Below are 22,289 nucleotides of genomic sequence, written 5' to 3'. Positions count from 1 at the left end.
TCAGAGCGATCATGGCTATTTCTCGGCACCCTTCGCCGCGCAATTTCCATGGAAATCCTTCTGATGCGGATATGTCCAGATCGCATGCTGTGTGCGCAATCTCAGGAGAATTCGTGCGCGTTCATTCTCGCAAGCTGTTCGTGGCCGCCTGCACCCTCGCCACGGCGGCCCTGACCGGTGTCCCGGCCCAGGCCGCGACCGCGCCTGCCGGGCAGGGCCCGGCGACCTCCGACCCCCAGGCGCTGAGCGCGAAGACGGGCCAGGTCTGCGGGCCGCCGTTCGTCAACGGCGACCCGAACCTCGGCCCGGTGGTCCTGCCGCGCACCGGCCTGGTCGCCAAGATCCTGGACGGCTACGTGCGGTATGGCGGCCTCTCCCCGGAGCGGTTCCTGGAGCGCTACTACATCCCGTCGGCCAAGTCCTACCGCTTCCCCCAGGACTCCGGGTTCGCGCACTCCGGCGGGTACACCAACGGCCGCCCGCTCATCAGGACGGCGCAACTGCCGCTCGGCTACAAGGTGGACCGCTTCGGCGGGGAGGGCGGCGCGTTCCTCGCTCCGTTCGGCACGCCGTTCACCCAGCGGTCGCTGCGGCCGAACAACCTCAACAACGTCCAGGGCGACCCGCACCTGTGCAACTACCACGCCTACCGGGTGATCCGGCCGTTCCTCGTGGACGCGGGGCCGGCGGCCTCGGCGTTCCAGATGCCCGGCCAGGGCGAGCAGTTCCACACGCTCGCCAAGTACATCCCCGGCGCGCCCGCGAACCCGGACGGCGAGGTGTCGATCGGCTGGCTGGCCGACAACGGCTACCTCGAACGCCTCAACTGATCCCCTTGCGGTGACCGGGCGGGCGCACCGCGCCCGCCCGGTTCGGGCAGGATGATCACATGACGGCGGAGAACGGCCACTGGGAGCATCCGTCCCTGCTACTCCGCTACAGCGTCGTCCGGCGCGAACCCGAGGACCGAACGGCCCCTACGCGACCCGGTAGGGCTCGGCGGCGTCGGCGCGCAGCGTCAGGCCGTGGCCCGGCCCGTCCGGCGGGCGCACGGCGCCGCCCGTGGGATCGGCCGCGCCGTCGAACAGGTCGCCCTCGATCCGCACATGGTCGTGGAACCACTCCATGTGGCGCAGGTTCGGGGTCGCCGCGGCGACCGGCGCGTGCAGGTTCGGCGCGCAGTGCGCCGACACCTCCAGTCCGTGCCCGGCGGCGATCGCGGCCGCGCCGGACCAGCCCGTGTAGCCGCCGCAGCGGGTCGCGTCGATCTGCAGGCAGTCGACCGCGCCCGCCGCGCACATGCGGGTGAAGTAGACGAGGTCGCCGCCGTACTCCCCGGCCGCGACGTCGGCGTCGGCCCGCTCGCGCACCAGGCGCAGCCCGGCCAGGTCGTCGGAGGACACCGGCTCCTCGAACCATCGCACGTCGTGGTCGCGCATCCGGCGTTCCATCCGCACGGCCTGCTTCGCGCTGTAGCCGCCGTTGGCGTCCACGTACAGTTCGGCGGCGTCCCCGATGACGCGGCGGGCGAGCGCGACGCGGTGCAGGTCGCGGGCGGGCGCGGTGCCCGCGGACTCGCCGATCTTGATCTTGACGCGGGGAATGCCCTGCTCGTGCGCCCAGTGCGCGAGCTGCGCCGTCGTGACCTCGTCGTCGTACGTGGTGAACCCGCCCGAGCCGTACACGGGCACGGACTGCCGGGCGAGGCCGAACAGGCGGGCGAGCGGCACGGCGAGCAGCCGGGCCTTGAGGTCCCAGAGCGCGACGTCGACCGCGGAGATCGCATACCCCGCGACGCCCGTGCGGCTCGCGTTACGCACCCGGCGGACCATCGCGGTCCACAGGCCCGGCACGTCCATCGGATCGCCCCCGCGCACCACCGGCGCGAGCAGGTCCGTGACGACCGCCGCGGCGGCGGCCGGGGCGTAGGTCCAGCCGAGCCCGGCTTCCTCGCCGGCGTCCGCGCGGACCACCACCATCGTGGTCGCGTCCCAGCTCAGCGTGCCGTCGGCCTCCGGGCGGTCGGTCGGCACGCGGTAGGCCGACACGTGGAGGTCTCTGATCACGGGCGGCCCCCTACCCGGGCCTGCCCCCGGGACTCTGGATTGGAGGAAAGATTTTCCATGTGGTGAGTGTTCGGCTTCCCATTCCAGGGGCAGCGCGGCACGTATGACGGAAATCGCCTCCGAAGTACTCATCAGACGGCTCGCCGACTGGGGTGTCGACACTGTCTTCGGGCTTCCCGGTGACGGCATCAACGGCATCATGGAAGGGTTGCGCCGCCAATCCGATCGTGTCCGGTTCGTGCTGGTGCACCACGAGGAGGCGGCCGCGTTCATGGCGGCCGCGCACGCGAAGGCCACCGGCCGCATCGGGGTGTGCCTGGCCACCTCGGGCCCCGGCGGGATCCACCTGCTCAACGGCCTGTACGACGCCAAGCTCGACCACCAGCCGGTGCTGGCCATCACGGGCATGCAGGAGACCAGCGTGCTGGGCACCGGCTACCAGCAGGAGGTCCACCTCGACCGGCTGTACGAGGACGTGGCGGAGTACAACCTCGTGGTGGACAACCCGGCCCAACTGCCGGGAGTGGTGGACATCGCGATCCGCACGGCCTACGCGCGGCGCGGGGTGGCCCACCTGTGCCTGCCCAACGACGTCCAGGTGGCCCCCGCCGACGCCGACCCCTACCAGCACGTCGCCCCCGCGCGGCCCCCCGCGACCGCCCCCGTCTACCTGTCCCCGCCCGGCGTGCCGCGTCAGGAGGACCTGCGAGCCGCCGCCGAGGTGCTCAACGCGGCCCGGCGGCCGGCGATCCTGGCCGGGGCCGGCGCCCTGCACGCCCGCGAGGAGGTGCTGGCCGTCGCCGAGGCGCTGGGCGCCCCCGTGATCAAGACGCTGCCCGGCAAGGCGGTCATCCCCGACGACTCGCCGTACGCGGTGGGCGGGATCGGCCTGCTCGGCACCAAGCCGGGCGAGGACCTGGTCGAGGACTGCGACAGCCTGCTGATGGTCGGCACCAACTTCCCCTACACCAAGCATCTGCCGGAGCCCGGCAAGGTCCGCGTCGTGCAGATCGACGCCGACCCCGCCCGCGCGGGCGTGCGCATGCCGACCGAGGTGCCGATGGTCGGAGACGCCAAGGAGGGGCTGGCCGCGCTGCTGCCGCTGCTGCACCGGAACGACGACCGGGCGCACCTGGAGAAGTACCAGAAGGCCATGGCCGAATGGCGGGAGAACATGGCCGCCCTGGAGAACCCGCGGCGCGCCCCGATCGCCCCGCAGTACCTGATCGGCTGCGTGGACCGGGCCGCCTCCGACGACGCCATCCTCACCTGCGACTCCGGCACGATCGCGACCTGGGCGGCCCGGCACTGGACGATCCGCGGCGACCGGGAGTTCTACCTGTCGGGCAACCTCGCCACGATGGCCCCCGGCCTGCCGTACGCGATCGCGGCGCAGCTCGCCCACCCCGACCGGCAGGTGATCGCGTTCATCGGCGACGGCGGCTTCGCGATGCTCATGGCCGAGTTCCTCACCGCGGCCCGTCTGGGCCTGCCGATCACGGTGGTGGTGAACAACAACGGCTCGCTCGGCCAGATCCTGTGGGAGCAGATGGTGCTGGGGTACCCCGAGCACGGGGTCAGGTTCGGCGAGCCGTCCTCCGACTTCTCCGCCTGGGCCCGCTCCTGCGGCGGGTACGGCCGCAAGGTCACCGACCCCGCCGAGGTGGACGAGGCCGTACGGCAGGCCCTCGCCCATCCGGGGCCGGCGCTGGTGGACGTGGACGTCGACCCGAACGAGCCGCCGATGCCGGGCAAGGTCGCCCGCGACCAGGCGGTCAAGTTCGCCGAGGCGTTCCTGAAGGGGCAGCCGCACAAGGCGGCCATCGCGACGACGCTGTTCAAGGACAAGATCTCTCAACTGGGGCGGTGACGCCATGACGGACCAGGTGCTCGTTCCCCCGCCCGTGACGACCCGGCCGCGACGCCCGTACGTGCGGGTACGCGACCTGGAGCGGGACCTCACCGCCCGGGTGGACGGCGAGGTCAGGTTCGACCCGGGCAGCCGGGGGGCCTACTCCACCGACGGATCGAACTACCGGCAGGTGCCGCTCGGGGTGGTGGTGCCGCGCACGGTGGACGCGGCGGCCGAGGCGATCGCGGTCTGCCGCGAGCACGGCGCGCCCATCACCTCACGGGGCGGCGGGACGAGCCTGGGCGGTCAGACCTGCAACGCCGCCGTCGTCATCGACTGGTCCAAGTACTGCCACCGGCTGGTGTCGGTGGACGCCGCGGCCCGCACCTGCGTGGTCGAGCCCGGCATCGTGCTCGACGTGCTGAACCGGCTGCTGGCCGACACCGGCCTGATGTTCGGGCCGCGCCCGTCCACGCACTCGCAGTGCACGCTCGGCGGCATGATCGGCAACAACTCCTGCGGCTCGACCGCACAGGCGTACGGCAAGACCGCCGACAACATCGCGCGGCTGGAGATCCTCACCTACGACGGCCAGCGGATGTGGGTGGGGCCGACCGGCGACGAGGAGTTCGACCGGATCGTCGCCGAGGGCGGGCCGAGGGCGCGGATCTACCGCGAGCTGCGCGCGATCGTGGACGAGCACGCCGACGAGATCCGCCGCCGCTTCCCCGGCATCCCTCGCCGGGTGTCGGGCTACAACCTCGACCAGCTGCTGCCCGAGGCCGGGTTCGACCTGGCCAGGGCGCTGGTCGGGTCGGAGGGCACGCTGGTCACCGTGCTGCGTGCCGAGCTGCGCCTGGTGCCCGCGCCCAAGGCCGAGTGCCTCGTCCTGCTCGGCTACCACGACATCAACGTGGCCGCCGACGCCGTGCCGCGCATCGCCCGCTACGGCCCGCTCCAGCTGGAGGGGGTGGACGACAAGCTCGTGGACTTCGAGCGGCGCAAGCACATGCATCCCGACGCCCTCAAGCGGCTGCCGGAGGGCGGCGGCTGGCTCATGGTCTCCTTCGGCGCCGGCTCCCAGAAGGAGGCGGACGCCAAGGCCCACGACATGCTGAAGGAGCTGAAGGGCAGCGAGCACGCGCCGCACATCTCCTTCATCGACGACGCGAAGATCGAGAAGGAGCTGTGGGAGGTCCGCGAGTCCGGGCTCGGCGCCACCGCCCGCGTGCCCGGCATGCGCGAGACGTGGGAGGGCTTCGAGGACTCGGCCGTCCCGCCGGACAAGCTCGGCGCCTACCTGCGCGACCTGCGCCGCCTGTTCGCGGAGTTCGGCTACGACGACGCCTCCCTGTACGGGCACTTCGGGCAGGGCTGCGTGCACACCCGCATCCCGTTCGACCTGGTGACGGCCGACGGGGTGGCGGCCTTCCGGGCCTTCCTCGAACGGGCCGCCGATCTCGTCGTCTCCTACGGCGGCTCGCTGTCGGGCGAGCACGGCGACGGGCAGGCCAGGGGCGAGCTGCTGCCCAAGATGTTCGGCCCCAGGGTCATGACCGCCTTCGAGCAGGTCAAGGCCGTCTTCGATCCCGGCGACCGGATGAACCCGGGCAAGGTCGTCACGCCGTACCGGCTGGACGAGAACCTGCGGCTCGGCCCCGAGTGGACGCCCGCCGACCCGCCTGTGCACTTCGGCTACCCGGACGACGAGGGCAGCTTCCAGCGGGCCGTCATGCGGTGCGTGGGGGTCGGCCAATGCCGGAGGCAGGTCAGCGACACGGGCCGCGAGCACGCCGGCGGGGTGATGTGCCCGTCCTACCGGGCCACGGGTGAGGAGGAGCACTCCACCCGCGGGCGCTCCCGGTTGCTGTTCGAGATGCTGAACGGCCACGCCGACTCCGCGGTGCGGGACGGCTGGCGCTCCGCCGCCGTGCGCGACGCCCTCGACCTGTGCCTGGCCTGCAAGGGCTGCAAGCACGACTGCCCGATGCAGGTCGACATGGCGACGTACAAGGCCGAGTTCCTCGCCCACCACTACGCCCGCAGGGTGAGGCCGATGGACCACTACGCGATGGGGTGGCTGCCGGCGTGGGCCCGCGTGGCCGCACTCGCCCCGGGCGTGGTCAACGCGCTGGCGCACGCGCCCGTGCTGTCCGGGCTCGCCAAGCGCCTGGCGGGGCTCGAACCGGCCCGGCCGGTGCCGGACTTCGCGCGGGTGCGCTTCAGCGACTGGTATCGGCGGCGCGGGCCGCGCGGCGGGGGCGAGCGGGGATCGGTGGTGCTGTGGCCCGACACCTTCACCGACAACTTCCACCCTCACATCGGCCGCGCCGCCGTGAAGGTGCTGGAGTCGGCGGGCTATCGCGTGCTGATCCCGCCGCGCACACTGTGCTGCGGCCTGACGTGGATCTCGACGGGCCAGCTCGGCGTGGCGCGGCGGGTGCTGCGCCGCACCGTGCGGACCCTCGCCCCGGCGCTGCGCCGCGGCATCCCGATCGTCGGGCTGGAGCCGAGCTGCACGGCGGTGTTCCGCGCCGACGCGCCCGAGATGTTCGCGCACGACCGGGACTTCGCCCGGCTGCGCGAGCAGACCAGGACCCTCGCCGAGCTGCTGAACGCGACCGACGGCTGGGAACCGCCCCGGATCGACCGGGACGCCGTCGCCCAGCCGCACTGCCACCACCACTCGGTGCTCGGCTTCGAGACCGACCAGGCCCTGCTGTCGCGGGCCGGCGTGCGGGTGGAGGCGGTGGGCGGCTGCTGCGGCCTCGCCGGGAACTTCGGCTTCACCGCCGGCCACCTGGAGGTGTCGATGACCTGCGCGGAGCACGAGATCCTGCCGGCCATCCGCGCCGCCGACGCCCGCACGGTCGTCCTCGCCGACGGCTTCAGCTGCCGTACGCAGATCGAGCAGGCGGGGGTGGGACGCCAGGCGATCCACCTCGCGGAGTTGCTGGCGGCCGGGGTGCGGGGCACGCCGCTGGGCGACCACCCCGAGTGGCGCGCCTCGCGCAGGCCCGGCCCGGCGCGGGTCCTGGGGGCGCGATGAGCGCCGGAGCCCTGGATTTCGGAGCCTTGCATTCCGGCGCTTCGGAGGAGACGGACCCCGCGCTGGAGGAGGACGCGTGGTCGGTCGAGGCCGCCTCGCTCGCCCTGGTGGAGATGACCCTCAACGCGGTGGTCCGCGGCTCCGACCTGTCGGTCACCCAGTTGCGGGTGCTGCTCGCGGTCGACCGGCACGGCCCGCTGAACCTGAGCGGGCTCGCCGCCCTGCTGGGCATGTCGGTCTCGGCCACGGGCCGCCTGGTGGCCCGCCTGCACACCGCCGGGCTGCTGACGCGCCTGCTGTCCCCGCACAGCCGCCGTGAGGTCAGCATCGACGTCACCGACACCGGCAGGAGGTCGCTCGAACGGATCCGCGCGGCCCGCCGCGGGCACATCGCCGCCGCGCTGCGCCATCTGCCGCCGGACAGCCGCCGTACGCTCGCGCGGACACTGCGCGAGCTCACCGCGGCGGCCGCAGTCGACGGCGCTGACGGGGCTGAAGGGGCTGAAGGGGCTGAAGGGGCGGGCGGTTAGCGGTCGCGGTCGGCGCCCAGGCGGGCCAGGGCCTCCAGACCCGCTGCCGGCCCGGGCGTCAGCTCCGCCGACCGCAGCGCCTCCAGCGCCTCGGACAACAGGTCGTCCACCCTGGCGAGGCTCCACGCCCGTCCGCCCGCCTCGTCCACCAGCCGCGCCGCCCGTGCGAGGTCGGCCTGCGCGAGCGGGCGGCGGTACAGCATGGCGAGCGCGGCGCCGGCCGGCGTGCCCGACGTCAGCGCGGCGACGACCGGCAGGGACTTCTTCCGGTTGCGCAGGTCGGAGTGGACGGGTTTGCCGGTGACGGCCGGATCGCCCCAGATGCCCAGCAGGTCGTCGACGATCTGGAACGCCAGCCCCACGCGCTCGCCGAACACCCGCAGGAAGGCCACCTGCTCGGAGGTGGCGCCCCCCGGGAGACCGACGGCCTGCAGCGCGCCGAGGGCGCAGGCGCAGCCGAACAGCGCGCCCGTCTTGCCCTCCGCCATGCGCACGCACTCCCCCAGGCTCACGTCCGCGCGCTCCTCGAAGCCGAGGTCGGCGCTCTGGCCGTCCAGCAGCGACTGGACGCACCTGGCCAGCGTGCGCGCGCTGTCGGCAGGCCGGCCGCCCCCGGCGAGCACGGCAAAGGCCAGCGTCAAGAGGGAGTCACCGGCCAGGATCGCCTCGGAGCGCCCGAAGACGTTCCACACCGTGGGGCGGTGGCGGCGGACCGCGTCGCCGTCCATCACGTCGTCGTGGACGAGGGAGAAGTTGTGCACCAGCTCGACCGCGACCGCGGCCGGCAGCGCCGCGTCCGCGTCTCCCCCGACGCCCTCGGCCGCCAGGATCGTGAACGCGGGCCGAAGGGCCTTGCCTCCGCTCGCTCGCACCGGCCGCTCCCGCGCGTCCCACCATCCGAAGTGGTATCCCGCCATCCGGCGCATCGACGGAGGCAGGGTGTCGACCGCACGACGCAGGGCGGGCTCCACCAGGTCGCGCGCCCGGGCGAGCACGTCCGCCGCGGTCCGCACTCCCTCTGTAACCGGTTCCGTCACGCTCCCACCACCTCGGGCTCGAGTGGACCCACAGGCCGGCTGGACTTGTCGCCATACCCCGGCCGCCTCCTCACCACACGTGTCTCCTAACGTGGTGCCCCATGCGGAAATGGGTGCAGGAGATGGGTCTGGGGCTCGCGGCGCTCGGCCGCCCCGCGTACATCACGCTCGGCCGGGACGAGGACCTCGGCGGCGACCGCGACGTGGCGGCGATGCGGGCGCGCACCTGGGAGGTGCTGGACGCCGCCCGGGCGGCGGGCGTGCGCTACTACGACGCGGCCCGCTCCTACGGCCTGGCGGAGGAGTTCCTCGCGGGCTGGCTGGCCGACCGCGGCATCCGGCCCGGCGAGGTCGAGGTCGGGTCGAAGTGGGGGTACGAGTACGTCGGCGGCTGGCGCATGGACGCCGACCGCCACGAGGAGAAGGACCTGTCGGCCGCGCGGCTGCGCCGCCAGCTCGGCGAGACCCGGGAGCTGCTCGGCGCGCATCTGTCGCTTTACCAGATCCATTCCGCCACGATCGAGAGCGGCGTGCTCGACGACGAGGAGGTGCTCGGCGAACTGCGTGCCCTGCGCGCCGAGGGCGTCGCCGTGGGCCTGTCCACCACCGGCCCCCGCCAGGCCGCGACGATCGACAGGGCGGTCGCGACCGGGCTCTTCGACACCGTGCAGTCGACGTGGAACCTGCTGGAGCGCTCGGCGGGCGGGGCCCTGGCCCGGGCGCACGCGGCCGGCCTCGGCGTGATCGTCAAGGAGGGCGTGGCCAACGGCAGGCTGACCGCCCGCGGCGCGCCGCCGGCCCTGGCGCTCGCCGCGCGCGAACGCGGCGTCACCCCCGACGCCCTGGCGCTCGCCGCCGTGCTCGCCCGCCCGTGGGCGGGGGTCGTGCTGAGCGGCGCCGCCACGACCACCCAGCTCGCCGAGAACCTGGCGGCGCTCGCCGTCACCTGGGACGACGGGGCCGAGGAGGCGCTCGCCGATCTGGCGGAGGACGCCGAGACCTACTGGGCCCGCCGCGCCGCCCTCCCCTGGACCTGACTTCAGTTGAGGAACTCGCCGTCCTTGAGTTCCAAGACGCGGTCGGCCAGGCCGACGAGGCCCTCGTCGTGCGTGGCCACCAGCACGGTGACGCCCTCGCCCCGGACGAGCACCCGGAGCAGCTCCATGATCTGGCGGGCGGTCTGGGAGTCGAGCTGACCGGTCGGCTCGTCGGCGAGCAGCAGGCGGGGGCGGTTGGCCAGGGCCCTGGCGATGGCCACGCGCTGCTGCTGCCCGCCCGACAGCTCGTAGGGCCGCTGCTCGGCCTGATCGGACAGCCCGACCAGGGACAGCAGCACCTTGACCCGCTCCTCCCTGTCCTTGGCGGGAACCCGCGCCAGCCGCAGCGGCACGCCCACGTTCTCGGCGGCCGACAGCACCGGGATCAGCCGGAACGACTGGAAGACGAACCCGACGACGTCGCGGCGCAGCCGCAGCAGGCCCTCCTCGGGCAGCTCCGGCACCGGCTGCCCGGCCACCCGCACCCGCCCCTCGTCGGGCCGGTCCAGGCCGCCGACCAGGTTGAGCAGCGTCGTCTTGCCCGCGCCGGAACGCCCGCGGATCGCGACCAGCTCGCCGGGGTGAGCCTCGAAGGAGACCCCTCTCAGGGCGCGCACGCCCTTGGGATAGGTCTTGCGCAGGCCCTCGACGACGACCAGCGGCTCACTCATTCGTCTCTTCCCCTGTGTCGTTGCCGGTTCCCTCTGTGTCGTTGCCGGTGCCCTCTGTGTCGTTGCCGGCGGCCGAGGGCCAGACCCCGATGTGGTCGCGTTCGAGCTCCAGGCGCACCCGGTGCTCCATCGACAGGGCGTTGATGAACTCCCTCGGCAGCTGCAGGCGCCCGGCCCGGTCCAGCACCGCGTACTCCTCGGCGACCACCCTCCCGTCGGAGGACGTGCGGCGGAACGTCTCGCTGGAGGTGCGGCCGTCCCGGATGCCGATGGTCCTGTCGACCTGCTCCGACACCATCGGATCGTGCGTCACGACGACGGTCGTGACGCCGAGCTCGCGGTTGGCGTGGCGCAGCACGCCGAAGACCGTCCCGGCGCTCTCGCTGTCCAGCTCCCCGGTGGGCTCGTCGGCGAGCACCACCTCGGGCGCGTTGGCCAGGGCGACGGCGACGGCCACCCGCTGCTGCTCGCCGCCGGACATCTCCCCGGGCCGCCGGTCCGCGCGGTCCGCCATCCCCGTCAGCTCCAGCAGCTCGTCCGTACGGGACGACCTGGCCCGCCGGGACGTGCCGCCCGCCAGCCGCATGGGGAGCATGACGTTCTCCCGCGCGGTGAGGTACGGCAGCAGGTTGCGGGCGGTCTGCTGCCAGACGAAGCCCACGACCGACCGCCGGTAGCGGAGGCGGTCGCGTGGCGTCATGGACAGCAGGTCGGTCCCGGCGACCCGGGCCAGCCCGGCCGTGGGCACGTCGAGCCCCGACAGGATGTTGAGCAGCGTCGACTTGCCCGACCCCGAGGCTCCGACGATCGCCACCAGCTCACCGCGGCCGATGAGCAGGTCGAGGCCCTGCAGGGCGACCACCTCGACCGCGGCGGCCCCCTCGGTCTTGTAGATCCGCACGAGGTTGTCGCACAGGATGTGGGCGTCCGCGCCGAACGCGGGACCGCCCCGCGTGGCCCGGGCCTCCAGGTCAGCCAGCGTGTCCACGGCTTCCTCCCAGGTAGGCGCCCGCGAGGGCGACGGCGGCGACCCCGGCGGCCAGAGCACCGGCCACGACACAGGGCAGGACGGGCAGGAGCGCGGCGGCCGCGAGGGCGCCCTGGCGCCCGCCCGCGTACGCCGACAGGTCGATTCCCGGCCCGAGCAGCGCGGGCATGGCGAGACCGGCCGCCAGCCCGGCGACGGCGGTCAGGACGAGCAGCGGGGCCGCCTCCAGGACGGTGATCAGGCCGGCCTGCCTGCGGGTGAGGCCGAGGGCGCGCAGCAGGCCGAGGTCCTCCGCCCGCCGGGCCGCGCCTCCGGTCAGGGCGATCGCCACGGCCGCCAGCGCGTACGCGGCCAGCGCCGCGGCGGCGACCCGCAGCGCGGCGGTCAGCGCCGCCGTCAGCGGCGTGCCGGTGATGTCGGCGAGCGCGCCCGCCACCGTGGTCATGCGCGCGCCGGACGGCAGCAGCGGCCTGACCGCGCCAGCGTCTCCCGCGATCAGCAGCGTGTTGACGTGCTCGGGAGCCGCGGGGAGGACGATGAGAGCGCCGTCGCCCGCCCGCACCCCCGGCATCGCGTCGACGGTCCCCGCCGGGGTGACCGTCATCTGCGTGGGCCAGCCGATCTCGAAGCTCCGCATGGCGGACAGGTCGGGCGAGACCAGCGCACCGGTCCCCGGCGGTGGCAGGTGGAGCGGGCTGCCCGCGACCAGCCGGCGGTAGGCGCCGAGGTCGACGGCGACGACCGTGGCCGGCCGCCCGCCGAAGCCCACCTCGGCGATCGTCGTCCCGACCGCGGCCGGGACGACGGCCCTGACGCCCGGCGCGTGGACGATCTGCTCAAGCGTCTCCTGGGGGATGCCCTGCGCGCGCTCCACCCTGATCTCGGCGCCGGTCCGTTCCCACGCCGCCTGCCGCTGGGCCTCCTCCAGCCCTCCGGCGGTGACCATTCCGTACGCCGCCAGCGCCACGGCCGGCAGCAGCGTGAGCACCGGCAGCGCGGCGCCCGGCACGGCCCGGGCGGCGGCGAGCCCGAGGAACGGCACGGCGGCGGTGCGCCGGGCGGCGGCCCGGAAGGCCAGGTGGATCACGGCAGGACCGGCGCGCAGCACCGCCAGCGCGGCGGCCAGCGCCAGCAGCACGGGCGCCGTCGCGAGGAACGCGTCGCCGGTGCCGAGACCGCGGGTGCGCAGGAGATGGAGGCTCGCCACGGCGACGACGAGCACCAGGATCTCCATCACGATCCGGCGGGCCGCGCTCCCTGTCAGTCGTCCTTGGGTCAGCCGTCCTTGGGTCAGCCGTCGTGGGGACCGCCGTCTTTGGGACTGGCGCAGCGCCACGGCGGTGCATGCGATCGCGACGGTCCCCGCCGCCAGGGCGGCCGGTCCGAGCCGTGCGACCGCCGTCGGGGCACCAGGCACGAGGCCCGCGGCCACCTGGCCCGCCGCGGCCGCGGGCACCGCCGCGACCGCGACCGCTCCCCCGCAGGCGAGCACGACCTGGGCCAGGGACGCGCCGCGGGCGCGCATCAGCAGCAGGTCGCCGTGCACCCGCCGGACGAGCAGCAGCACGGCCAGGGCCGTGGTGCCCAGGCACACGACGGCCAGCCCGCTCAGGAACACCGTGATCAGCGAGCGCGTGACGGCCAGCCGGTCCAGGTACTCCTGCAGCATGCGGTCGAACCCGGTCGACAGGGTCAGTTCGAGGTCCTGCCTGCCCAGGCGGCGGCCGAACTCCTCCGTGGCGGCGAGCACGGCCGCCGAGTTGCCCGCGGTGATCCGGTCCGGCGCCGGGGTGACGAGCCAGCGGAAGACCATCGGGAGTTCCGCGCCCGCGAGGCTGTCGCCGTCGGTGAGCGCGGTGACGATCAGGTCGTCCTCCACGGCGAGCGGCACGCGCTGGTGAATGACGTAGGTGAGTTCCGGCTCGACGGCCCAGAACCGGTCGGCGGGACTCACCGGCTCGAACAGGCCGGTCACCTTCGCGTTCATCGGACCGAGGCGGAGCGTGTCACCCGTCTTGATCGACATCTCCGTGGCGGCGACGGCGGGGACGGCCACCTCGAGACGGGTGCCCGAGCCGGGACCCGGGGGGCCGCCTTCGACGTACCGCACCCGCCGGTCCGCCCCGGACACCCACTTCAACGTGAGATACCGGTGCGCCCGCTCGTTGATGAGCATCGACGGGGCTGTGATCTCGATGAGCGGGGCGGGGTCGGCGACCTCCCGCAGCGCCGGGGGGAGCAGCGCGCGCCAGGCGGTGTCCGCCCTGGCCGCCTCGGCCGTCGTCCGCATGGGCGTCAGGTCGAAGCGCCGGGTGAACTGGACCGCCAGCGAGGCCGTGGCGGGCGGGGCGGAGCCGATGACCGACCTGGCCGCCGCGTCGAGGGAGGACTCGACCATCCGGGGCAGGGCCGAGACGACCAGGGCGGCGCCGAACACCAGCGCGGCCAGCAGCGCGGCAACCCCCCTGTGTACTCCCAGAAGCCTGTGCACACTCAGAAGGCGGATCACGACGCCTCCCCCGCACGCAGCACGGCGGCCGGCTCACGGCGGTGCAGCGACCGCGCGAGCCCCGCCACGATCACGAGAAGCACCGCGAGGACCGCGACGGCCAGCACCGCCACCTGAGGCCACGGAACGTGGAGCAGCACCGGCAGCCCGCCTCCTGTCGCGTGTCCGGCGGTCACCATCGGCGGCACCACCGCGGCGGAGACGGCCACGGCGAGCGCCACTCCCCCGGCCAGCGACAGCCCGATCACGAACGACTGCTCGACGGCGAGCAGGCCGAGCGTCTGCCGGAAGCTGACTCCGAGCGCGCCGAGCACGGCGAACTCGCCTCTGCGCTCGCGCGCCGAGACCGCCGCGTTGACCAGGAATCCCAGCACGGCGAACGCCAGCGCCGCCGCGAAGCCGAGCAGCAGCGCGCCCTGCATGCCCGCCGCCGTGGGGTCGTCCCTGTAGCCGGCGGTGAGCGCGGCCACGTCGACGACGTCCCCGCGGCCTCGCCCGGTGGTGGCCAGCGCGGCGGCGGCCCGCGTGGTGTCGTGCCCCTCGGCGGCCAGCCACCACTCGGTCACGGGCCACTCCGCTCCCTTCGCGCCTGCCGCCCGCAGCGCCGACAGGTCGGCGAGCAGGGCCGGGGTGCCCTCCGGCGTGCCGGGCATCGCCGCGACGACGCCCACGACCTTGATCGGGATCGCCGCCGTGCCGGCCGTGATCCGTACGGTGTCCGCCAGGCCGGGGGTCACGACGACCGGAAGCGGCTGTCCGGCGGACCCGGCGATCCGGGAGGCCAGCGTGGCCGGCGACAGCTCCGACAGGTCGGGGCGCAGCAGCAGGGCGCGGCCCAGGTGCGCCGCGTCCGCGGCGATCAGCGTGGCGTCCGCGCCGTCCGCGACGACCCTGGCGCGGTGCGCGGGCACGGCCGCCGTGACCCCCGGCAGCGTGGTGAAGGTTCGCGCGTCGTCCCCCGGGAGGGCCGGGACGCGCAGGGCGGCACCGGCGAGGTGCCGGGCCCGGTCCTCCTGGGCGCCGCGCCAGGTCGCGGCGGTGGTCAGGGACAGCACGCCGATCGCCATCGCCATCGTCAGCAGCAGCGCCGGGCCCGAATAGCGGGCCGGGCGCCGGCTCACCTGCCGGGCGGCGACAGCCGGCCCGAACCCGGGGCGCCGCCGCGTCGCCCGTTCGGCGGCCCTGGCGACGGCGGGCACCAGCCGCAGGGCGGCCATTCCGCCGCAGAGCAGGGCGAGCGCCGGTCCCGCCCCGACGAGGGGGTCGAGCCCGAGCTCGCCGCCGAGGCGCGTCGTCTCCGGCGCGTCCTGGCCGCGCAGGCGCCAGACGGCGAGCGCCGCCAGGACGAGCAGCGCCACGTCGGCCCCGGCCCGCTGGACCAGGCCCGGCCGGTCGGCGCGTCCGCGCGCCGCCTGCTCCTCGACGTACGTGCGGCGGGCGGCGAGCAGGGGCGGGGCGGCCAGCATGGCGGCGCAGGCGAGCGCGACCGCCGCCGCGACCGCGAACGTGGATCCGTCCGGCGAGCGGGGCGGTTCCACGCCGGTGGCCTCGATCCAGGGGAACGCGCTCACCAGCCGCAGGAGGACGGGCGCGAGGAACGGCGCCGCGGGCGCGCAGGGCAGCGCGATCAGCAGCGCCTCCCCCGCCGCCATGGCGGCGAGCCGCGGCGATCCCCCGCCCCTCGATCGCAGCAGGGCCGTCTCCATCCGGCGGTGCTCGGCGAGCAGCCGCGCGGTCAGCGCCAGCGCGTACGCGCTCAGCACCAGCAGTTGGAGCACCGGCACCAGCATGGTCGAGCGGGCGACCAGGGCGCCGCGGTCGAGCCGCAGCAGCGTGCCGGACAGCGTCTCGGTGACCGTGCACCGGGGGCAACCGGCCCGCACGGCGGCCGAGGCCCCGGCGACCGACGCCGAGAACGGCCGCAGCCGGTCGGGGGAAAGCCGGCGCAGGTCGGGCTCGGCGAGCCAGCGGGCCGAGGCGCCGGTCGCGAACCGGTCGAGGAAGGTGCCGGCCGGCACGACCAGGGGACCGCGGGAGGTGAAGTCGCCGGTCCGCGTGCCGTAGCGCAGCAGTTCCTCCCCCTTCCAGCGCGGATCGTCGGGGTCGCGCAGCCGGAAGACGCCGGTGACGCGCACACGGGCCGATTTGCCGTCCAGGCGTCCGACGACGGTGAACTCGTCACCGGTCGCGACTCCCATCACCCGCGCGGCCGGCTCCGAGAGCGCCACTTCCACCATTGCCGTCTTCGTCTCGGCGGGCCAGCGCCCGCTCACCAGGTCCGCCTGACCGTCCAGCCCCTCGTAGGCGGCGAACCGGGTCAGGACGGGCTGATCATCGCCGCGATCCTGTCCCTTGAGCGCGTAGGAGGCGGACTCGACGCGCACGGTGACCCGTACGGGCACCTCTCCGTGGGCGTGGGCGATCCCCGCGCGGACGGCCCGGTCGGCCCCGGCGAAGTCCCCGGCCGCGACCGAGGAGGTGACGACGGTGGCGGTGGCGGCGAGCGGCGCCGTCTCCAGGGCCCGCCGCACACCCGCCTGGGTCGCCGACCCCGCGTGCAGCAGGAGAGCCGAGATCGCCGTGGTGGCGAGCAGGATGGAGCCGAACGCGGCGGCCAGCAGCAGGGGCTCGGCCAGCGCGCGCCGGACCACCAGCGGCAGCCGCGTGCGCACCATCCTTACCATCCGGACCATCCGGGCCCCACCACGTTCATCCCGGCATCATGACAAGCATGATCCAGAAGCACCAGCGTTCCGTTCATCTAAGGTGAGGGGAAAACGGGGCCGAGGAGGGCTGCATGCCTGCGGTGGGGCCGTTACTCACGGGAGATCCGGCCGAAATCGGCGGCTATCGGCTGGAGGGCCGCCTCGGCGCGGGCGGCCAGGGGGTGGTCTACCTCGGCCGTACGGCCGACGGCGCGCCGGTGGCGGTCAAGCTGCTGCACGAGCCGGCGGACGGGGGCCGGCCGGAGGACGAGGACGCCCGCCGCCGCTTCGCGCGGGAGATCGCCGCCGCGCGGCGGGTCGCGCCGTTCTGCGTGGCCTGGGTGCTCGACTTCGACCTGGACGGCCCCCGGCCCTACGTCGTGAGCGAGTACGTGGAGGGCCCCACGCTGCAGCGGGCGGGGCGGCGGTCCGGGCCCGCCCTGCACCGGCTGGCCGTGGCTACCGCGACCGCGCTCGCCGCCGTGCACCAGGCGGGGATCGTCCACCGCGACTTCAAGCCCGCCAACGTGCTGCTGGGGCCCGACGGTCCGAGGGTCGTCGACTTCGGGGTCGCCCGCCGTCTCGGCGCGACCACGGCGACGGGCGGCACCGTCGGCACGCCCGCCTACATGGCGCCCGAGCAGATCGCCGGCGAGCCGCCCGCGCCCGCCTGGGACGTGTTCGCGTGGGGCGGCGTGATGGTGTTCGCCGCCACCGGCAGGCCGCCGTTCGGCGACGACACGCTGCCCGCCGTGCTGAACCGCGTGCTCACCAAGGAGCCCGACCTCGGCGACCTGGAAGAGCCGTTGCGCTCCATCGTCGCGCTGGCCCTGCGCAAGAACCCGGCGGAGCGCCCGGGCATCCTCGACATCACGATGCGACTTCTCGCCGCGGTGCCGGAGGGGACCGCCGGGGACGTCCCGGGCGTGCTCACCGCCGCGGGACATGCCGTGTATCCGGAACCGGACACCGTTCCCTCACGGCGGAGCTCCGGCCGCCGCCGGGGGTTGCTCGCGGGGGCGGCGGTCACGCTCGCGGCCGCGACGACGGGGGCCGTACTGCTGTCCGTGCTCCCGTCCGAAGGCGTCGCCGACGGTGACGCGCGGCACGAGGCGGCCGCCGTCACGCCGGCTCCCTCACCCGGCACGACGCTCACGCAGACAACCACACAGGCGCCCGCCACGCGCGTGCCCCTGCGCTTCACGGCGCGCTTCGCGGGCGTGTGGCGCGGCAGGGTGGACTACGAGCCCGGCGCGTACGACACGCTCGTGCTGACCGTGCCGGAGGGCGGCGACACCGTCACCGAGCAGTTCGTCGACTATCGATGCACGGGCAGGTCCAAACTCCAGGTGGTCAGTGGGACGACCGTGCGGCTGAAGCGGGTGTCGATGCGGGGCAACTGCGTGCGCAACGGCACGATCTACCTCACCGTCCACGACAACGGGACGATGACCTTCGACTACAACGGGCACGGCGAGAACGAGGTCACGAAGAACGAGCCGTTCTACATGATCGCCACACTGAAACGCACATAGCGGCACACTTGCGGGACATCCGGCACGAAGGTGTATGTTGACCACCGCAAGCGACGGACGCGGAGGAAGCCGGTGTGAATCCGGCGCGGTCCCGCCACTGTCACCGGGGAGCGACCCTCACCCACGCCACTGCCCGGCACGGGCGGGAAGGCTGAGGGAAGCGCCGATCCGGGAGCCAGGATACTCCGGCCGTCGGACCTTCTACCGGGGGCGCGGACACCCCCAGGGGGGACATCCCATGGCCGGGGCGCCCGGCGGCGGCCTGCTTGTCGCGGGCACCACCTCCGATGCCGGGAAGAGCGTGCTGGTGGCCGGCCTGTGCCGGTGGCTGGCCCGCCGCGGCGTACGCGTCGCGCCGTTCAAGGCGCAGAACATGTCACTCAACTCCTACGTCACGGCCGACGGCGCGGAGATCGGGCGGGCCCAGGCCGTGCAGGCGGCAGCCTGCGGGCTGGAGCCGACGGCCGACATGAACCCGATCCTGCTCAAGCCGGGCAGCGACCGCCGGAGCCAGGTCGTCGTGCGCGGACGGCCGGTCGCGGACGTGGACGCACTGGAATACCGCGCGCGCCGCGACGAGCTGCGCGCGATCGCCGTGGAGTCGTACCGGCGGCTGGCCGGCGAGTTCGACGTGGTGATCTGCGAGGGGGCGGGCTCCCCGGCCGAGATCAACCTCCGGGCGGGGGACATCGCGAACATGGGGCTGGCCAGGGCCGTCGGACTGCCCGTGATCATCGTGGGCGACATCGACCGCGGCGGCGTCTTCGCGCACCTGTACGGCACGGTCGCCCTGCTCGACGCCGCCGACCAGGCACATATCTCCGGATTCATCGTGAACAAGTTCCGGGGGGCTCGGGAGCTGCTCGCGCCGGGGCTCGACATGATCGAAGGGCTGACCGGGCGCCGGGTCTACGGGGTCGTGCCGTGGCTCGACGGGCTGTGGATGGATGTCGAGGACTCGCTGTCACTCGACAACCGGCCGGGAGGAAACACGCGGAACACGGGGAGCGCGGCGGTCGACGGCGCGTTGCGGGTGGCCGTCGTGCGCTATCCGCGCATCTCCAACTTCACCGACGTGGACGCGCTGGCCGCCGAGCCGGGGGTCGCGGTCAGCTTCGTCACCTCACCCGCCGCCTGCGCCGACGCCGACCTGCTGGTTCTGCCGGGTTCGCGGGCCACGGTGCACGACCTGGCCTGGCTGCGCGACACCGGCATCGCCGACCTCGTCGTCCGCAGGACGGGTCCGGTCCTCGGGATCTGCGGCGGATACCAGATGCTCGCCCGCACCATCACCGACCACGTGGAGTCCGGCGCGGGCACCGTGCCCGGCCTGGGGCTGCTCCCCGCCGACGTCGCGTTCGCGACGGAGAAGACGCTCGGGCGTCCGGTCGGCGAGGGCTACGGGTATTCGGTACGCGCGTACGAGATCCACCACGGGGTCGTCACCCGCGACGGCGGTGAACCGTTCCTCGACGGGTGCCGCGCCGGAAACGTGTGGGGCACGACCTGGCACGGTGCGCTGGAGAACGACGGGTTCCGGCGAGCCTTCCTCGGGGAGGTGGCGCGGGCGGCGGGGCGGGAGTTCCGGGGCGATCCGTCGCTGTCGTTCGCGGGGCTGCGGGAGGCGCGGCTGGACGCGCTCGGGGACCTGGTCGAGCGGAACGTCGACACCGACGCGCTGATCTCGCTCATCGAGAGGGGGCCAACGCCGGGCCTGCGGACCCTGCCTCCCGGCGCCGTCTCATGCTGATCATCCGGCAGGCGGGGACGCCGGGCACGCGGCGCGCCTGTTTCCCCGCGCCCGAGGACGCCGATCCTTCGGGGCTGGCGCAGGCCGCCACCCTGCCCTTTTCCGGTCTGGGCCTTCCCGATGACGCGGTGGTCTTCGCCGCGCCCTGGCCCGCGGCCGTGGCGACCGCGCGGGCCGCGTCCGGGCGGGAGCCGGTCGTGGTCGGCGCGCTCGCCGAGGCCGATTACGGCACGTGGGCGGGACGGCCGTTCGCGGAGATCGCGGAGGCCGAGCCCGAGGGTCTCGGCGCCTGGCTGACCGACCCCGGCGCCGCCCCGCACGGCGGGGAGAGTCTCGCCGAGCTGGGCGCGCGGGTGGCCGCGTGGCTGGATTCGGTGCACGTGGACGCCGCCCGCGTGGTCGCGGTCTGCGACGCCGGGCCCGTCCGCGCCGCGCTCGCGCACGCGCTCGGCCTGACCGCGACGCGTGCCGCGTTGTTCGACATCGCCCCGCTGTCCCGCACCGAGCTGGCCGCCCGGCACGGCGGCTGGCGGATCGCCTACGTCAACAGGAAGGCCGCCCTGTGAACCCCGCCTATCCGTTCAGCGCCGTCGTCGGACTCGCCGATCTGAAGCTGGCCCTGGTGCTCAACGCGGTCTCCTCCCGGGTCGGCGGCGTTCTCGTCCGCGGGGAGAAGGGGACCGCGAAGTCCACGATCGTGCGCGCGCTGGCGGCGCAGTTGCCGCAGGTCGCAGTGGTGGCGGGGTGCCGGTTCCACTGCGACCCCGGGGCACCGGACCCCGGCTGCCCCGACGGGCCGCACGAGCCCGACGCGGCCGGCGCGCTGCGGGCGGCGTCCCTCGTCGAGCTTCCTGTGGGTGCCTCCGAGGATCGGCTGGTCGGTTCGCTCGATCTGGAACGGGCGCTGACCGAGGGCGTGAAGGCGTTCGAGCCGGGGCTGCTCGCGGCGGCCCATCGCGGCGTGCTCTACGTGGACGAGGTCAACCTCCTGCACGACCACCTCGTGGACCTGCTGCTCGACGCCGCCGCGCTCGGGGTCTGCTACGTCGAGCGGGAGACCGTTTCGATACGGCATGCCGCGCGGTTTCTGCTCGTGGGGACCATGAATCCCGAGGAGGGCGAGCTCCGGCCGCAGTTGCTCGACCGGTTCGGCCTGACCGTGGAGGTGCGCGCGACGCGGGAGCCGGACGAGCGGGCCGAGGTCGTACGGCGGCGCTTCGCGTTCGACGCCGATCCGGAGGGGTTCGCCGCGCGCTGGGCCGCGGAGGAGGCCGCCCTGGCCGCACGGATCGCGCGTGCCCGTGCCGTACTCGGATCGGTGCGGCTGCCCGACTCGCGGCTGCGGCAGATCACGGCTGTCTGCGCGGGGTTCGAGGTGGACGGGCTGCGAGCCGATCTCGTCACGGCGCATGCGGCGGTCGCGCACGCGGCCTGGCAGGGCCGGGACGTGGTGACCCGGGAGGACGTCCGGGTGGCGGCCCGGCTGGCACTGCCCCACCGGCGTCGCCGGGATCCGTTCGACGCGCCCGGCTTGGACGAGCGTCTTCTCGACGAGCTCCTGGACCAGACCGAGCCCCCCGAGGATCCCGAAAATCCCGAGGATCCCGATGGCTCCGGCGGGCCCGGCTCCGGCCCCGGCCGCCCCGGGGAGCCCGGGGGGTCCGGTGGATCGGATGGCTCCGGCGGCTCGGAGGCCGGCGACGGCGCCCCCGGAGACGCTGCGGGCGCCTCCGAAGGGTCCGCCAGCGGCTCCGGCGACCGCCCGCACGACGTGGCCGCGGCCGGTGTCCCCTTCCGCGTTCCCGTTCTCAAGGTCGCCGGAGTCGGGGCGGGCGTCGCGGGGCGGCGGTCGAGTGGCCGGGGACGGCACGGCCGGACGATCGGGGCCCGCGTCCCGGCCGGCGCCGGCCCCGCCGGCATCGACCTCCCCGCGACCCTCCTCGCCGCCGCCCCGCACCAGCTCCGCCGCGGCAGGCGCGGCCCCGGCCTGGTCCTCAAGCGGGACGACCTCCGCGAGCCCGTCCGTGAAGGCCGCGAAGGCAACCTCGTCCTGTTCGTCGTGGACGCCAGCGGCTCGATGGGCGCCCGCAGGCGGATGACGGCCGTCAAGACGGCGGTGCTGAGCCTGCTGCTGGACGCGTATCAGCGCAGGGACAAGGTCGGCCTCGTCGTCTTCCGGGGAGCGGGCGCGATGGTCGCGCTCCCCCCGACCTCGTCGGTCGAGGCCGGCGCGGCCCGCCTCCGGACGCTTCCGACGGGTGGCCGCACCCCGCTCGCCGAGGGCCTGGCCACCGCCGCCGACGTGCTCCGCGTGGAACGACTCCGCGACCCCGACCGCCGCCCCCTGCTGGTCGTCGTGACCGACGGCCGGGCGACCTCCGGAGGCGACGTGACCCGCGCGGCCGCCGCGCTCGCCGGTGTGACCTCGGTGGTCGTGGACTGCGAGAGCGGCCCGGTCCGCCTGGGCATGGCGCAGGCGCTCGCCGTGCGACTGGGCGCGCGCCTGCTTCCGCTGGAGTCGCTCGGTGATCTCGTACGCGATCGAAGGAAGGCGGGCTGA

Annotated in this window: 15 protein-coding genes and 1 riboswitch; of the genes, 9 read left to right on the top strand and 6 right to left on the bottom strand. The window is 74.5% G+C overall.

Going from position 1 to position 22,289, the window contains the following annotated elements; all coding sequences use genetic code 11:
• Positions 1 to 113: 113 nt before the first annotated feature.
• Positions 114 to 830 carry a TNT domain-containing protein gene (locus FLW16_RS09330; RefSeq protein WP_185949336.1) on the top strand — a complete coding sequence of 239 codons (717 nt, stop codon included), beginning with the start codon at positions 114 to 116 and terminating at the stop codon, positions 828 to 830.
• A gap of 147 nt (positions 831 to 977) precedes the next feature.
• Here the strand turns inward: FLW16_RS09330 and FLW16_RS09325 are convergent, their stop codons facing one another.
• A complete protein-coding gene (locus FLW16_RS09325; protein WP_260615095.1) occupies positions 978 to 2,066 on the bottom strand; it encodes an enolase C-terminal domain-like protein in 1,089 nt (362 codons plus the stop codon).
• Positions 2,067 to 2,169: 103 nt separating this feature from the next.
• Between FLW16_RS09325 and FLW16_RS09320 the strand changes: the two genes are divergently transcribed.
• Genes FLW16_RS09320 through FLW16_RS09310 form a run of 3 tightly spaced genes read left to right on the top strand, consistent with a single transcriptional unit; the run spans position 2,170 to position 7,497 of the window.
• Positions 2,170 to 3,936 (top strand): thiamine pyrophosphate-dependent enzyme, encoded by a 1,767-nt coding sequence (locus tag FLW16_RS09320; RefSeq protein ID WP_142559595.1) that lies wholly within the window; start codon positions 2,170 to 2,172, stop codon positions 3,934 to 3,936.
• Positions 3,937 to 3,940: 4 nt separating this feature from the next.
• Positions 3,941 to 6,967 (top strand): FAD-binding and (Fe-S)-binding domain-containing protein, encoded by a 3,027-nt coding sequence (locus tag FLW16_RS09315; protein ID WP_142559594.1) that lies wholly within the window; start codon positions 3,941 to 3,943, stop codon positions 6,965 to 6,967.
• A 26-nt stretch (positions 6,968 to 6,993) separates the two neighbouring features.
• A complete protein-coding gene (locus FLW16_RS09310) occupies positions 6,994 to 7,497 on the top strand; it encodes a MarR family winged helix-turn-helix transcriptional regulator (protein WP_185949335.1) in 504 nt (167 codons plus the stop codon).
• Here FLW16_RS09310 and FLW16_RS09305 read toward each other — a convergent pair.
• Positions 7,494 to 8,534: a family 2 encapsulin nanocompartment cargo protein polyprenyl transferase gene (locus tag FLW16_RS09305; protein WP_260615092.1), complete on the bottom strand. Its 1,041-nt coding sequence runs from the start codon at positions 8,532 to 8,534 to the stop codon at positions 7,494 to 7,496. The two genes, FLW16_RS09310 and FLW16_RS09305, sit on opposite strands and share 4 nt — an antisense overlap.
• Before the next feature lie 101 nt (positions 8,535 to 8,635).
• Between FLW16_RS09305 and FLW16_RS09300 the strand changes: the two genes are divergently transcribed.
• Positions 8,636 to 9,571: an aldo/keto reductase gene (locus FLW16_RS09300; RefSeq protein ID WP_142559592.1), complete on the top strand. Its 936-nt coding sequence runs from the start codon at positions 8,636 to 8,638 to the stop codon at positions 9,569 to 9,571.
• Between the two features lie 2 nt (positions 9,572 to 9,573).
• Here FLW16_RS09300 and FLW16_RS09295 read toward each other — a convergent pair whose 3' ends face one another.
• From FLW16_RS09295 to FLW16_RS09280, 4 genes are read right to left on the bottom strand one after another with little or no spacing between them, the layout of a single operon-like run.
• Entirely contained in the window at positions 9,574 to 10,242 is a 669-nt protein-coding gene (locus FLW16_RS09295; protein WP_142559591.1) for an ABC transporter ATP-binding protein, read from the bottom strand.
• Positions 10,235 to 11,230 (bottom strand): ABC transporter ATP-binding protein, encoded by a 996-nt coding sequence (locus FLW16_RS09290; RefSeq protein ID WP_185949334.1) that lies wholly within the window; start codon positions 11,228 to 11,230, stop codon positions 10,235 to 10,237. Before FLW16_RS09290 ends, FLW16_RS09295 begins: the two co-directional genes overlap by 8 nt.
• Positions 11,214 to 13,739, bottom strand: coding sequence for an FtsX-like permease family protein (locus FLW16_RS09285; protein ID WP_142559589.1), 2,526 nt, complete (start codon positions 13,737 to 13,739; stop codon positions 11,214 to 11,216). Before FLW16_RS09285 ends, FLW16_RS09290 begins: the two co-directional genes overlap by 17 nt.
• Entirely contained in the window at positions 13,736 to 16,414 is a 2,679-nt protein-coding gene (locus tag FLW16_RS09280; protein WP_185949333.1) for an FtsX-like permease family protein, read from the bottom strand. The genes FLW16_RS09285 and FLW16_RS09280 overlap by 4 nt, the downstream gene beginning before the upstream one ends.
• Before the next feature lie 122 nt (positions 16,415 to 16,536).
• On the opposite strand from FLW16_RS09280, the gene FLW16_RS09275 reads away from it, so the two are divergent.
• The 4 genes from FLW16_RS09275 (at position 16,537) to FLW16_RS09260 (ending at position 22,289) form a co-directional block, all read left to right on the top strand.
• The gene (locus FLW16_RS09275) at positions 16,537 to 17,979 is read left to right on the top strand and encodes a serine/threonine-protein kinase (RefSeq protein WP_142559587.1); all 1,443 of its coding nucleotides are present in this window, start codon (positions 16,537 to 16,539) and stop codon (positions 17,977 to 17,979) included.
• Between the two features lie 62 nt (positions 17,980 to 18,041).
• A riboswitch (cobalamin riboswitch) is annotated at positions 18,042 to 18,165 on the top strand.
• 52 nt (positions 18,166 to 18,217) lie between these two features.
• Positions 18,218 to 19,729 carry a cobyric acid synthase gene (locus tag FLW16_RS09270; RefSeq protein WP_142559586.1) on the top strand — a complete coding sequence of 504 codons (1,512 nt, stop codon included), beginning with the start codon at positions 18,218 to 18,220 and terminating at the stop codon, positions 19,727 to 19,729.
• Positions 19,723 to 20,295, top strand: coding sequence for a histidine phosphatase family protein (locus FLW16_RS09265; RefSeq protein WP_142559585.1), 573 nt, complete (start codon positions 19,723 to 19,725; stop codon positions 20,293 to 20,295). The genes FLW16_RS09270 and FLW16_RS09265 overlap by 7 nt, the downstream gene beginning before the upstream one ends.
• Positions 20,292 to 22,289, top strand: a complete 1,998-nt coding sequence (locus FLW16_RS09260; protein WP_142559584.1) for a VWA domain-containing protein — start codon at positions 20,292 to 20,294, stop codon at positions 22,287 to 22,289. Before FLW16_RS09265 ends, FLW16_RS09260 begins: the two co-directional genes overlap by 4 nt.

The organism is Microbispora sp. KK1-11 (genome assembly GCF_006874435.1).
In the GTDB taxonomy this organism is placed as follows: Bacteria; Actinomycetota; Actinomycetes; order Streptosporangiales; family Streptosporangiaceae; genus Microbispora; species Microbispora catharanthi.
The sequence above is the reverse complement of the archived record's forward strand: the minus strand, read 5'-3'. Positions and strand labels throughout refer to the sequence as shown.